This is a genomic window from Marinomonas spartinae (assembly GCF_900089775.1).
GTDB classification, from domain to species: Bacteria; Pseudomonadota; Gammaproteobacteria; order Pseudomonadales; family Marinomonadaceae; genus Marinomonas; species Marinomonas spartinae.
Window position 1 is genome coordinate 212,910 of record NZ_FLOB01000006.1, and the last position, 14,032, is coordinate 226,941.

General features: G+C 43.2%; 12 protein-coding genes. 4 read left to right on the forward strand and 8 right to left on the reverse strand.

The window, feature by feature from the left end:
• Window positions 1-4: 4 nt before the first annotated feature.
• Genes MSP8886_RS14080 through MSP8886_RS14090 form a run of 3 tightly spaced genes read right to left on the reverse strand, consistent with a single transcriptional unit; the run spans window position 5 to window position 4,101 of the window.
• A complete protein-coding gene (locus MSP8886_RS14080; RefSeq protein ID WP_067017504.1) occupies window positions 5-1,336 on the reverse strand; it encodes a restriction endonuclease subunit S in 1,332 nt (443 codons plus the stop codon).
• Complete coding sequence (locus tag MSP8886_RS14085) at window positions 1,333-3,831, reverse strand: type I restriction-modification system subunit M (protein WP_067017506.1); 2,499 nt, start codon at window positions 3,829-3,831, stop codon at window positions 1,333-1,335. Before MSP8886_RS14085 ends, MSP8886_RS14080 begins: the two co-directional genes overlap by 4 nt.
• Window positions 3,832-3,861: 30 nt before the next feature.
• Window positions 3,862-4,101 carry an HTH-like domain-containing protein gene (locus MSP8886_RS14090; RefSeq protein ID WP_067017508.1) on the reverse strand — a complete coding sequence of 80 codons (240 nt, stop codon included), beginning with the start codon at window positions 4,099-4,101 and terminating at the stop codon, window positions 3,862-3,864.
• 734 nt (window positions 4,102-4,835) lie between these two features.
• Between MSP8886_RS14090 and MSP8886_RS14095 the strand changes: the two genes are divergently transcribed.
• Complete coding sequence (locus MSP8886_RS14095) at window positions 4,836-5,171, forward strand: ribosomal protein L7/L12 (protein WP_067017510.1); 336 nt, start codon at window positions 4,836-4,838, stop codon at window positions 5,169-5,171.
• 232 nt (window positions 5,172-5,403) lie between these two features.
• Here the strand turns inward: MSP8886_RS14095 and MSP8886_RS14100 are convergent, their stop codons facing one another.
• A complete protein-coding gene (locus MSP8886_RS14100; RefSeq protein ID WP_217491352.1) occupies window positions 5,404-6,846 on the reverse strand; it encodes an NAD-dependent succinate-semialdehyde dehydrogenase in 1,443 nt (480 codons plus the stop codon).
• A 217-nt stretch (window positions 6,847-7,063) separates the two neighbouring features.
• Between MSP8886_RS14100 and MSP8886_RS14105 the strand changes: the two genes are divergently transcribed.
• Window positions 7,064-8,071 carry an MsnO8 family LLM class oxidoreductase gene (locus tag MSP8886_RS14105; protein WP_067017512.1) on the forward strand — a complete coding sequence of 336 codons (1,008 nt, stop codon included), beginning with the start codon at window positions 7,064-7,066 and terminating at the stop codon, window positions 8,069-8,071.
• Between the two features lie 94 nt (window positions 8,072-8,165).
• Here MSP8886_RS14105 and MSP8886_RS14110 read toward each other — a convergent pair whose 3' ends face one another.
• Window positions 8,166-9,755 (reverse strand): GMC family oxidoreductase, encoded by a 1,590-nt coding sequence (locus MSP8886_RS14110; protein ID WP_067017514.1) that lies wholly within the window; start codon window positions 9,753-9,755, stop codon window positions 8,166-8,168.
• Window positions 9,756-9,993: 238 nt separating this feature from the next.
• Between MSP8886_RS14110 and MSP8886_RS14115 the strand changes: the two genes are divergently transcribed.
• Window positions 9,994-10,944 (forward strand): helix-turn-helix domain-containing protein, encoded by a 951-nt coding sequence (locus tag MSP8886_RS14115; protein ID WP_067017516.1) that lies wholly within the window; start codon window positions 9,994-9,996, stop codon window positions 10,942-10,944.
• A gap of 23 nt (window positions 10,945-10,967) precedes the next feature.
• Here the strand turns inward: MSP8886_RS14115 and hpaR are convergent, their stop codons facing one another.
• From hpaR to MSP8886_RS14130, 3 genes are all read right to left on the reverse strand, one after another.
• On the reverse strand, window positions 10,968-11,390 hold the full coding sequence (gene hpaR, locus MSP8886_RS14120) for a homoprotocatechuate degradation operon regulator HpaR (protein WP_067017518.1): 423 nt from the start codon (window positions 11,388-11,390) through the stop codon (window positions 10,968-10,970).
• 82 nt (window positions 11,391-11,472) lie between these two features.
• Window positions 11,473-12,627: an MFS transporter gene (locus MSP8886_RS14125; protein WP_067017520.1), complete on the reverse strand. Its 1,155-nt coding sequence runs from the start codon at window positions 12,625-12,627 to the stop codon at window positions 11,473-11,475.
• A 111-nt stretch (window positions 12,628-12,738) separates the two neighbouring features.
• A complete protein-coding gene (locus MSP8886_RS14130; protein WP_245659104.1) occupies window positions 12,739-13,644 on the reverse strand; it encodes a flavin reductase in 906 nt (301 codons plus the stop codon).
• 237 nt (window positions 13,645-13,881) lie between these two features.
• Here MSP8886_RS14130 and MSP8886_RS21950 point away from each other — a divergent pair.
• Window positions 13,882-14,032, forward strand: a 151-nt coding sequence (locus tag MSP8886_RS21950) for an aldehyde dehydrogenase family protein (protein ID WP_139063105.1), incomplete at its 3' end; no start/stop codon positions are given.

Here is a 14,032-nt window from a genome sequence, read left to right on the forward strand (position 1 = left end):
TTCATTAATACGGCAATCGAGTGCGCCCTGTGAGCAGCTCTTGCATCATACCTTGTATGATTTGACGGGTTTTCGCCAAGCGTTGTTCAAGAGTTTGGATTTCGCTGTCCATATCTGAAAGGATGGTAGCGATGGCGGTTTGTTCTTCTGGTATTGGTGCTATTATTTTTAGCAATCTCAGTTTTTCAGCTGATAAACCCGGTTGAGCAGATGATTCTGAATATTGATTCAAATTCATTCTCTCAAGATAAATTGCTAACCACTTAGCATCGTTACCCTTGCTTGGCGTTGCTACAAGTGCATGCTCCGAGGCAAAAAATTTGCCGCTAGCAAACTGAATATTTCCGCAAAGAGCACCTTGTCGGCCTATAAGCGCAAAATCACCTTCATGAGTATAAGTCTTGGTGTAACCTCTAAGACCATTTCCTCCATAACATGGGAATTGACTATCTGAATTTATATCCTTTGAGGTTATTCCGAGGCCACTTTTTAAAATACATACCCTCCCAAGCTCTTTAACTTCCCAATCCACAGGGATTTCGCCTAGCTCGCTGTGTTTTGTGCCTTTGCTCTTACCTTTAGGAACGCCTTGGCTCTTTCCTTCGACAGCACCTTCGGTGTTAGTGGCAACTTCTTCGCTTTCATTATTAGAATAAAAGGCGAACTGAGGTAAACGGGTTTTACCTGTTAGCAGTTGCTGCATGGTGGCGGTTTTAATCGCTTGTTTTTTCGCGATCAGCTTTTCTAATTCCGTTAATAGCGCATCCACATCGGATAGGGCATTGGCAATAGCGGTTTGTTCTTCTAGTTTTGGGAGGGCTGTTTTTATCTTTTTTACTGATTCTAAGTTCATTCCAGCCTTTGCTCCTTGGTCGGCTGAGCCTTGAAATAGCTTTTGAACTGCTTCAGAAGAAAGAAAGTATGCAATGAACTTAGGGTTTATAAGTGAGTTTTCAAAGCGGATTAGTGCTATGTGTTGGTTTATAAAGGCTGGTTTAGCTAACTTACTGTCAACATAACTGCATATTCCAATATCAGCAGTAATTGAAATTAGAATATCGCTATCTTTTAAAGAAGTTCGTCTTCCTTCTGCTGAGTTTGCAGGTAAAGACACAAATTTCGTACTATTCATATTTAGGTAAATCGAACTTCGTTCCATGTTTGTTATTCTGACAAACGGATTGCCAAACTCTGAATAATACGAAGCCCAACCTCTAGAACCACTTGTCACGAAAGGATTTAGCTCTCCAATTGAGACACATTCCCAATCATTAGGAATAATCCCAACCTCAGTTTGTTTATATCCATCTGGAACTTCTTGCTCAATTACGCTCATAACGACCACGCCAAGCCCATTGCTTTTAGATGGCCTGCGACTTTATCGCTTAGCTTATCAACTGATTTAGAGAGAGTTGGTAATGGTGTGCTATAGCGCTCTTCCAGTTGCTTAACGCGATTTGCCATTTGTTGGGTCACGCGCTCAATTTCGGCAACAATATTGGTTTGTAATGTGGCAAGCCATTTATCTTCCACAATGAGTGTTTTGATCTCTTCGATAGACAGTTTTGGATATTGGTTAAAGACTGCTAGGTCGAGCGCTTCTTGGGCTTCTTTAACGGCTTTTTTGGCATTAGCTTCCGCGTTAAATAGCTTGGTGGCTTGTTTCAGTGCCTCAACTTCATCAATGTCAGTTGCTAGCTTAGTTCTGGCAGCAACGCTGGCTTTGGTGATTTTGTCTTTCTCGTTTAGGGCTTCAGCCAATAAACCCTCGTCACCGCCATGTTCTTCCAAATAGCTTTCCAGTGCTTGGGTAGCTTCATCTTGTGCAGCCTGTAGGGCGTCTACTTGGGCTTGTTGGTCGGCAAAGTAGCGAGCAACCATTAAGCTAGGTGGTATAAGCTCGGCTTTGTACTTTTTCTTATTAATGATGAGGTCAGGCGTTTCTTTAAGTTTTTCACCTTGCCCATTACCTTTCTTGGGGGCAATTAATTCACGTAATTTATTACCCGCTTGCCAGTCGTCTTGTACCAATACATACACATCGTCTTGCATGGTATCGGCCCAGTAATCCATGAGGATTTGGTAAATATCGTATTTGCTCAATAGTTCACTATGGGCGTAACGGGCGAGTAAGTTTTCTGAGATGTTAAAAATGAAAGATTTAGGCTTATCACCCACTACTATATTGGTTAGGTTGGCTTCTGTTATCCACTGTTTGAAAGGCAATACACTGCGTGCGGCAAAGTTTTTAAACTCTTGGTGGGCCAAAATGCTGCTTTTTACTTGGCTGGCTTCAATCATACCGTGGCTGTAACCCGTACGTGCAGGCTTGAATAAGGTGGCTCGAATACTAGGGAAGACCTGCCAGTAATGCTTAAGCGCATCAATATCACGGTTTGGAATGCCGCCTTGTAGGTGAGCGCTTAAATCGTGTAAATCTTCTGGCTCAGAAGAGTCGATATAACGTGGGATATTGAGGTTGTAATCGTTTTTGGCAATTTCATCTATGGGGACTAAACGGCTGTAACGCTCTAGTTCCAAACCTTTGTTAAAGACATCGACGATTTTATGAATGTCTTGGCTGCGCAGGCGGTTTTTATTGCCATCTTTAATAAAACCCTTGCTGGCATCAATCATAAAGATTGGGCGACCCGAGACTCTGGGCAGGTCGGCGTCCTCTTTATTGAAATGTGTGGCCGCTTTTTGGGCGTGCTCTTTATCAATCACGATAATACAAGCCGGAATGCCCGTACCGTAGAACAAGTTTGCCGGTAGGCCAATAATGCCTTTGATATAGCCTTGTTTTATTAGGTTCTCGCGGATCGTGGCTTCGGCATTACCACGGAATAAAACGCCATGGGGCAAGATCACCGCGCCTTTACCTGTACTTTTTAGGCTTTTAATAATATGCAGCAAAAAGGTGTAGTCGCCGTTTTTCTCGGGTGGAATACCCCACGTAAAACGATCATACATATCTTTTTCTGGGTTAATGCCGCTGGTCCAGTTTTTGTTGGAAAAGGGCGGGTTGGCCACAGCAAAGTCGAAGGTTTTTAGTTGTTGAGTGCCGTTTTTTGTATTGGTTTCTTTCCATTGTGGATCGGCAAGTGTATTGCCTTTCCAGATCTTGGCGGTGGTGTTGTTGTGCAAGATCATGTTCATACGGGCAAGGGCGCTGGTAGCGTTGTCCATTTCTTGCCCGTAAAGTGTTAAACCACGTTCCGCTTGATCGTTGGCCTTTAATAGCAAAGAGCCTGAACCACAGGTAGGGTCGTAGACTGTGGCATCTTGAGGTGTGTCCTCTTTAATGCCAACGACTTTGGCGAGAATCTGCGACACTTCGGATGGGGTATAGAACTGGCCTTTTGACTTGCCGGACTCGGTAGCAAAGTGACGCATTAAATATTCGTAGGCGTCGCCAAGTAGGTCGTCACCGCCAGCACGGTTAGAAGATAAGTCTAAGCCTTGGAATATGCCAACAAGCTTGGTTAGACGATCTAGCATTTCTTTGTCTTTGCCGAGCTTGTCTTCATCATTGAAATCGGCAACGTCGATCACACCTTTTAGATCGTTTTCTTCGGCCAGAGCGGAAATGATTTTATTGATTTTATCGCCGATTTCTTTGTTGTTCTTGGCGGCGATCATATCGTCATAACTTGCGCCTTCTGGCACAACAATCATGCCGTAAGGGTCACCTTTATACTTGTCGCTCACATACTTCATAAACAGCATAGTGAGTACATAGTCTTTGTATTGGCTGGCATCCATCCCGCCACGCAATTCGTCACAGCTTGCCCAGAGTGAAGAGTAGAGTTCTGTCTTTTTAATGGCCATGTGTATTCCTAGAGTTGTAAAAGCAAGCGATTAGAGTTGGTCTGTGTTTAAGCCAGCGGCTTTTAATCGCGCGGTCAAATTACGCATTTTTGAGAATTCAGTACCAAAACTGGGTTTTAACCCAACGCCTTCGCAAAACTCCTTGGCTGTAATAGTTGTTAATTGATCTGCGTATTTGATCATTTGTAGATGCATTTCGGTGGTGTATTGGTTGCGCGGCGCAGTGTTTAGCGCCGATTTGATGTTGCTAAAGATAACGCGCTTGTCCATTGCTCATCTCTTTATTGATTGCTGAGTTAGCTAATTTATATAAATTAGCTAACTTTGCAATGGTCTTATGTGATAGAATATGCAAAACAGAGGAGTGCAAGCATAGCAGCGAAGTGGCAAATTGTCTCTCAAGCTGAGATAATGTAAGTGTTGATGTTGACGCCAATTATCTGAACCGCACGTTCAGACGCTTTATGTGCCATTCTTGTAAATTTACAACGTTCTTGATTTAACTTCGTGGTAGCAATATAAAAGTTGTCAACTTATGGTTTAATTCTTTGTCAACTTATGGTTCAAAAAACTACATAACTCATTGATTCTTCGTTGTCCAATTTGTCACTTTATGCTTCAATCAACATTAATCCTCCGATAGATAAAACTTTGCCCTTTCTCAGTTGGATAAAGTTACATTAGAATCACTAAAAATTCCCCCATCTATTTTTCAACTAGGTTTTCTCATAGGTGGCTGCACGTTTGCTTTTTGCCTACCGGAATCAATATCCCAGTTTGCCTCCAGACTGAGCCCAAGTGTTGGTTCATCTCGTGTAATGAGGTGTAATTGCGCTCCTGATATTTGTTTTTTAACATCGACGTGACTGTTCTAATGAACTGTCGCTCTGTGACGTGCCTGTGATGATGTCTTTTCCTACACAATGACCAGAACAATGAGGGGATCCACCTTTGTTCGTCATGTTTTTCCTAATATAGTGTGATTACTCGAAGTTGAGATTGATATGAATGATGATAAGTTGAAACGCGCTGTACCGGAAGGTTTTGAACAGGTCGAGCTGCAGCCAGTAGAATACAGTCCGTTGATGTACATTGATATTGCTCTTTCTGAGGGGATGCCTAAAGGGGAGGGGTTTGATTTATGGTATACCTCGTTTGGCCTTAATAAAATGAGTGCTATATCAAGTATTCGGTCTATGACAGGAATGGGGCTGAAAGAGCTTAACGTGAAAGCGCATTATCCCCCCATTTTGCTAAAAGAAAAACTATCAATCACCGAATTAAATGAGTTTATTCTGCGTCATAAAATGGATCACATTATATATTCTTTTAAGGAATAATCGTTGAAAAACGAGTAATCTATTTTTGCTAAAAACAGCTGCTAAAATTTTAAGATCTATCGGGGTGTTTTGCTATTCTAAAGTTTGTATTGCACTCTCAATAAAGTATAACGATCCTTGTATGGTTGCCTAATAAACCCTCTATATAAATGTCATCGTCAATAAATTCCTCGGGCGGGCTTCCTTAAAAGTGCCCGAGGAGTGACAAAAATTCACAGAGTCGGAAATGTTGTTATGCAATCGAACTGCAGATGTATTTCATCTCTAAATAGTCTTCGATACCATATTTTGAACCTTCCCGACCTAAGCCTGATTGCTTCACACCACCGAAAGGGGCGACTTCATTGGAGATCAGGCCAGTGTTATGACCAACCATGCCATACTCAAGCCCTTCGGATACGCGAATCATACGCGCATGGTCTCGTGTGTAGAAATAGGCTGCTAAGCCAAAGATAGTGTCATTGGCCATCGCAATGGCTTCTTCTTCTGTATCAAATGGGAAAAGCGGGGCAAGAGGGCCAAAGGTTTCTTCTTGAGCGACATTCATGTCAGGTGTTACACCTGTCAGAATGGCAGGCTCAATAAATAAGCCACCTAGACGCTTTCCACCATGGACCAAGGTTGCCCCTTTGCTAACGGCGTCTTTGATGTGCTCTTCGACTTTTAAAATGGCTTTTTCTTCAATCATCGGGCCAATCTCTGTCCCTGCCTCGGTGCCATTACCCACTTTTAGGGCTTTTACCTTTTCAGTCAGTTTGGCTGCAAAGGCATCATACACACTTCGTTGAACCAGAATACGGTTTGCACACACACAAGTTTGACCCGCATTACGATATTTAGAGGCCATTGCGCCTTCAACGGCTTTATCCAAGTCGGCATCGTCAAAAACGATGAAGGGGGCGTTACCGCCTAATTCAAGAGACACTTTTTTGATGGTGTCTGCACATTGCGCCATTAATAAACGACCAACTTCGGTAGAGCCGGTAAAAGACAGTTTGCTGACAACATGACTGTCGGTTAATACTTTACCAATTTTGCTTGCAGAACCTGTGACAACTTGGAATACACCCGCTGGGATTCCAGCACGTTGCGCCAATTCCGCCAGTGCTAAGGCGGTAAGTGGGGTTAAATCAGCAGGGCGAACAATCATCGAACAACCTGCAGCCAAAGCTGGAGCGGCCTTACGTGTGATCATGGCCGCTGGAAAGTTCCAAGGCGTAATGGCCGCCGTAACACCAATTGGCTGACGAATAACCGTAAGTCGTTGATCCGCTCGTGGTGCCGGAATGGTGTCGCCATAGAGGCGTTTGGCTTCTTCTGCGAACCATTCAATGAAGGAGGCTGCATAGGCAATTTCACCTTTGGCTTCCGCTAGGGGTTTGCCTTGCTCAGATGTCATCAGCAGCGCTAAGTCGTCGGTGTTTTCAATGATTAACGTAAACCAACGGCGCAAAACGGTCGAACGTTCTTTGGCAGGTAAAGCGGCCCATTTCTTTTGGGCGATTTTAGAGGCTTCGATCACCGCAGGGATTTCTTCAGGAGAAAGGTGAGGAATCTCGATAATGGTTTCACCTGTTGCTGGGTTGGTAACAGGGTGGGTGGTTTTTGCTTTTGCTTCAACCCACTCGCCATTGACTAAACAACGAGACTTAAGAAGGGACATATCCTTTAACATGAGTATCACCTATATATTTGGTAATTAAATAAAGTGAGATCTATGCACGGTCGCTGTGCAAACCAATAGGTTTGTCTTGGGCTTCGCTTGCGACATCGTGAAACGATCTCAAAGTAAGTTATTCTTGTACTAATCACATTGCTATTATCAAATCTTCATCAATCAAAGTAAATAGGTTAACATGTTAACTAATTTTATTTGATAAAGAGAATACCCTATGAATATAAAATTATCGGTCGTTGATCAAACCCCAGTGCATGGTTCGCATCATAAAAAAGACGCTCCTTTGTTAACGGTTGAGTTAGCAAAACATTGTGATGAATGGAATTACCACCGTTATTGGGTTGCAGAGCATCATGATAGTGTCCATTTTGCTAACCCTTGCCCTGAAATCTTAGTTGCTCATTTGGCCAGTATAACAAAGCGTATCAAAGTCGGTAGTGGCGGTGTGATGCTATCTAACTATAGTCCATTAAAAGTGGCGGAATGCTTTTCTATGTTGGCATCACTTTTTCCAGAGCGTATTGACCTTGGTGTTGGGCGTGCGCCTGGTGGTTCGGCTATGACATCCGCTGCTTTAGCCTTTCCGAATAAAGCGTCGAATGGTCAGTTTTATGCTGAACAAGCGGCGTTGCTAGAAAGTTTTATTCATGGCTCTTTTAAAGAGGCTCACCCTTTTAGCTCGATACATGTGATGCCTGAAGTGCGCGATGTGCCAGATTTATGGATGCTTGGGTCAAGTGGCGGCAGTGCTGAGCTGGCTGGAAAGCTGGGCTATCATTTGGCTTTGGCTCGATTTATTGATTCTGAAAATTGTCATCCGCGTATTTTTGACGCGCATCAGAAAGCGTGGCAACAGGCTGGGCATGAGCGTCCATTACAAAGAATGTTGGCGATTGCTTGTATTTGTGCGGAAACAGAAGAGGAAGCGAAACTCCGAGCAGGAACCGCTGTGTATCGTAAATTTGCCACGCATATAGGGGAGCGGGAAGACTTTTTAACGCCAACTCAAGTTCGTGATAGATATCGTGGAATGCCAGCCTCTCATCAAGCTTTGTTTGATCGTATTGAAGCCAGTTATACGATTGGTACACCAGAGCAATGTTGGAATGAAATGGAATCCCTTGCCAAGACATTTAACACCGATGAGATTTCTCTCGTTACTGTGACACATAGCCAAGCAGATCGTTTAGACAGTTATCGTTTGTTGGCAAAGAACTTATAAGCTGAGACTTTTGCACGATTACTGCGCTTGCCAATAGTTTGTTAAAAACAGGCTGAGAAAACAGCCTGTTTTTGATGATGAGGGCTCTTGTTCGTTATTCTTCGTTGAGGATAAATTCAGCGCAACGTTCTGCGATCATAATCGTCGGAGCATTGGTATTCCCCGAGATAATGGTTGGCATAATAGAGGCATCGCAGATACGTACCCCTTTGACTCCATTAACACGGAGCTTAGTGTCGACAACCGCTTGCTCATCAGAGCCCATACGGCAAGTGCCAACAGGGTGGTAGACGGTTTTAGCATGGCTGCGAATGTGGGCTTCGATTTCAGCATCTGATATATCTTCTTTAGCGGAGGGGCGCAGTTCTTCGCTGATCAGTTCTGCCATGGCTGGTGCGCGTATAATCTTGCGGGCCAATTTAACACCACGGATAAGCGTATCAACGTCGTCACGGTGTGATAATGCACCGCTTTCGAAAATCATTGAATCTGTTGGGTTTGCACTGCGTAGTCGGGCGAAACCTCGGGATTTAGGACGTAAGAAACAAGGGTTGATGGAAATGCCGTGACCTTCAATGGGGTCGCGGTCTACGTCACCTACCAAGGTTGGCAGTACATGGAATTGAATATCAGGACGACCACAGTGGCTGGTATCCACAAAGCCACCTGACTCAACAACGTTAGAAGTCAATAAACCTGTTTTAAAACAAGTCCACTGGAAACCATAAGACAGTGCTTTGAGGCCTTTATCACTGCCAAGTAAGCTAATAGGCTGCTTCGCTCGACCATAGATACTGACTTCTAGGTGATCCTGATAGTTTTCGCCCACTTCTGGAGAGTCGTAAAGTGTTGATATGCCGTGTTTAGATAATTGCTCTTTTGGACCAACCCCCGACAGCATTAATATTTTGGGGGTGGATAATGCGCCAGCGGCTAGGATGACTTCTTTCTTCACCGAGAGTACTTCTATTTTGCCGGACTCATTACGCAACTCAATGCCGGTCGCGTTGTTATTAGCATCAAAGATGATCTTGTTAACGTAACATCCTGTGCGGACTTCTAGGTTTGGCGCGTTCTCTACCTCGTTGAGGTAGGTTGCAGCGGTACTACCACGACGACCATCAAAAGTCGTGGTGTGATAGAAGCCAATGCCATCTTGTTTTTCACCGTTAAAATCATCGTTATAAGGGATGCCCGTTTGTTGTGCGGCTTTTAAAAAAGCTTGGCTGAGGGGGTGTCTAAAACGTGTGTCGCTTACACGCAGAGGGCCATTCGTACCGTGAAATGGCTCGCTTAGACGCATGTGGTTTTCTGAGCGTTTAAAGCTTGCTAGGACATTTTCCCAACCCCAGCCATCACAACCGTTGCGTTCCCATTCATCGTAATCTTCTTTCTGGCCACGGATGTAAATCATAGCATTGATTGAGCTGCCTCCACCGAGAGTGCGACCTTGTGGAACGTAGGTTTTGCGACCACCGGCGTCGGGCTGAGGTTCGCTTTCATAAATCACGGATCGCTTTGATCCAATAACACGGATGAATGTGGCTGGCATTGTCACGAATATAGAATCGTCTTTTGGACCGTCTTCCAGTAAGACTACCTTAAAGCCTGCTTTTACAAGTCTATGTGTCACTGTGCAACCGGATGAGCCACCGCCAACGACGATAAAATCAATGGACTTCATGGGTAAACCTCTTGCTCTTATTATTGTGTTTGGGGGTTGATATGGAGGAGCATAGAGCTTTATTGAGAGGGAAAATTGACCCCATCGGACGGGGGATTTGACTCAGCAGGACATTTTGGTAAGACACGTAGCAGCCAATTTAGTTAACATGTTTACTAAGTATTTGGCTAGGGTTATGATCCAAGTGACATCATTTTAGATATGCATCCTTAAAAACAAAAACTACATTGAGGGATTTATGTCATTTTCAGGACAAGTTCGAGTATCGACTCGAGATATAGGCCTTATGTCTCGACACCATTATTGGGAAAAAGCCGTTAACCAGTATGTGATTCATATTGATTGCCCTGTGTCTTCCGGTTCACCATTGGAGGCGGAATTACGACATTCTCACGGTGATATCATTAATGTGAATTATATTGAGGCGAATAGGCACTCTGTGCAACGCAGCCGTATTGATATTGATGAGGATCGCCGCGATGGTTTTTTCGTATGTCTAATGACGAAGGGGAATGGTTATTCATATCAAGGTATAAATTGCGCCAGTCATATGCCAGGAGATATGGTCATTTATGATACTGCAAAACCTTATGGACATGGATTTCCCGAGAATATGGGAATGTATGTTTTGGATGTGCCTCGATTCATTGTGGAGCGGGAGTTAGGGGTTGTCGATGGCCTTATTAAAGTAGATCGCACTTTGCAATGCGGCACTTCATCAACAAGTGCTATTTTTAAATTATTAGAGAGTAACCCCGTTAGTCATCATGCTTTTCAATTAAAAGCAGAAGAGGTGATGCACCATATTCAAGTATTGTCAGGATTACATGGCGCGAAGTTCAATCAGAAAAATCGACATTTATTGTTTTTCAAATGCAAAGCATTAATTGAACAACATTTAACCTCACCGGATTTGAACACTGAGATGATAAGCAAACAACTATCTGTGTCTTGTCGTCAAATAGCCCGAGCGTTTGCGGCTCATGGTATGACGATGAGTCGATATGTCTGGCAATCAAGGTTGCATAAAAGCCGTGAAGATATATTGAATTTGGATAATTTGAGTATCACTGATATCGCTTATAAGTGGGGATTCAGTCACTCTTCACATTTTAGTCGAGCCTATAAGCAGTATTTTAATGAGTCTCCCCAATTAACCAGACAGCAAAAAAGGCAGATTCTTGTCTGAGAGCTGCCTATTATCAAGACTGCTCAGCTTTCCAAATCAATAATATCGCTCAATAGTCGGCTAAGTTCTTTTAGTTTGTCTTCACCTAGCTTTTCGATGATACGTTGATATGCTGCATCTACTTCTGGGCGGAACTCTTTGACGACTTTATTGGCCATTGGTGTTAACGACAGCAGGGAAATTCGCTGATCAGTCGGCGATTTTTTGCGTATCAAGAAGCCATCTTCTTCAAAGCGCGTAATAATCCGCGTCAAACTTGGACTAAGAATACAGCATAGGTGAGCCAGCTGTTTGGCTTCTAGCTCTTCATGATCATTTAAAACCCGTAAGACTCGCCATTGTTGTTCGGTAAAACCTGCCTTTTGCAGTACAGGTCTAAAAAAAGTCATGGATGATTCACGTGCTCTTAACAGTTGCAGAGTGAGGGAGTCTTCTAATCTTTTCATGTAATCTCGATAATTCCTAAAATATGATTTTGATAATATCCAATACGCTTTATAAATAAATGTTAGTGCACAAAAAGTGCTGCTATTTCATTGCTTGGATGTTTCTATGGGTAACAGTTGCTAAAAGTGTACAAGCTAAGATCGCAAAGGCAATCGTATGGGGGTGTAGGTCAATCAATAAAGGCACAATTTGAGAAAAAATGGCCCCGAAACTTAATTGGAGAAAACCCAATAATCCTGAAGCCATGCCTGATAATTTATCGGCCGTTGCTATGGCGGCGCTTTGATAGCTTGCTTGGCTGATACCGCGCCCCAGCGTAATGACAGACATAGGTAAAAAGAGTGAGGCAAAACTCATTGGCATGCCAAGTTGCAGTATCAATAAAGCCGTGGCGTCAAGTACGCATAAACGGTTTCCAAGTTGGATGGATTTATCTAACGCCAATCGCTTATTAAATAATGTACTTAGATATCCTCCCAGCATAAAGGCACCAGACACCAAGATGAACCAATAACCATAGGCGAGTCTGTTGTCGCTCAGGTCTTTGGTGAGATAGGGCGAGGCACTAATAAACAGGTAAAAACACAGGGCGATCAGTGTATTCGCCATGGCGTAATGCCTAAAAGAAGGCAGACGAATGAGGCTCATATAATGACTAAGCAACATTTTTAATGGCAGCTTAGCTGGTTTTTGCGCTGCTGGTTGAATCAGTTTAAGACTAAAAAACAGTAAAATAGTCCCTTGAAAGGCTGAAAGAGCAAAGATAGCTTGCCAACCTATATGGGTATTTAATGAGCCACCCATTAAGGGAGCAATGCCTTGTGATAAGGCGATGGCCATGACCAGATAACCCATCTTCTGTGACGCGCGTTTTCCCCCATAACTGGCAACCAGTAATGCTCTGGACATGGAGAGGGTAAAGGCGCCACCAATACCTTGCAATACCCGACCCAGCAGCATAAAAAATAACTGTTCTGTTGCCAACGCGATTAATCCACCAACCACAAAGAAAGAGATACCTAATAGAATGGTAGAGCGGTTTCCGAGTCTGGCAATGACGGCTCCTACAGAAAACTGGCCTAAGGCAAGCGCGGCCAAATAAAGAGAATAGTTTAATTGTACTGTTGATGAGTCAATGCCCAGTTGCTGCGCTATATCAGGCAAAGCCGGCAAAATGGCATTTAGGGCGATAGGACTACACATCGCCATCAAAATGAAATAAGGGAAGGGGATCATTGGTACAACTAATAACTTAACGTGTTAAATAAAAGTTATTATACATACATAAAAAAATCCCACGAGGGGATTTTTTATCTTTGACCTTAAAAATCAACAAATCGAAGTTAATTAAGCCAATTGTTTTAACAAATGTTGTAGTTGCTGTTTAAAACTGGCTAATTCATCTTCTTTAAAGTTTGCAAAGATATCTGCTTGTTGCTGATTGGAGATAGCCCATAATCTCTCAGCCATTTCCTGACCTTTTTCAGTCAGTGATAAATCACTGCTAATTAGACCAAAACCTTTTAGGCTTTCAACGCCATCAGCCACATCCAAGGATGGAATAGTCACCAGATTGCTTAAGTCATCTAGGGTGACGCTTGTGGTATCACTTAAGACAAGTAGTAATCGAGCTTCGCCGGTGCTGAGGCCAGTTGCAGATTGCTTTGGTAGATAGTTCTCTTGTACCTTCTGCAGTACTTTGTGCATAAGATAGATAGCACTGTCGTGCAAACGGGCCAATGTTTTATCGGATGCCACATTCTGAGCCGGTGTTTTGGCGCCGGTAAAAGGAATCGCACCAGCATAGTTACCCTGAACATAAAGTAATGGCGCACGACCATGGTTTTCAAATGCAACCACTTTACCAATCATAATCCAGTGATCACCGCCGTCGACGACTTGGTATTTTTCACATTGGAAATTAGCCGCTGTATTGGTGAGCAGTGGGGCGCCACCGACACCAGGATGCGTCACCAGACTGTCGAGAGTGACCATATCTTTGTGCTTTTTTTGGCAAACCAAATCGTAAATTGGATCTAGCAGGTAGGCCGACTCGCAATACATTTCGTCCAGTTTTGACATGGGGCATTCTCCAAGAAAAACGGGCTTATCCGTTTTGGAGTAACTGACAATTTTGATTTCATTAATGACATCAAGGGTTTGGATAGAGTTAGCAACTTGGTCGTAGAAGTGTTCTTGACCAATGCTTTCTATCAGGTTTGGTAATGATTGATATAAGCTTAAAGTTACCATGTTTGTATGCCCTTATTATAAGTTCTTGTTAGGGACCTCTTTTGATAAATCCGTCTTATTCAAAGGTCAATATTTCATCTCTCGTGTACTGAAAGCCATTTTAAAAATTATTGCGCTTTATTGAGCTTTCCTTGACACAGTGGCTTGACACTCCAAGGTCATTACGTTTAATTTATTTAACATGTTAATTAAGTTGAGTCAAAAAGCACCTGATTTCTAGCTTGGAGAATGAAGACAATGATTAAGAATTTAATAAATGGGAAATGGGTTGAAAGTAAGGAGACGTTTCAAACCTTTAACCCTGCGACGGGAGAAGTGCTTGCCGAAGTGGCCCACGCGTCCGATACACAAGTAGCAGAAGCGGTCGCCGCTGCGAAAGCCGCATTTC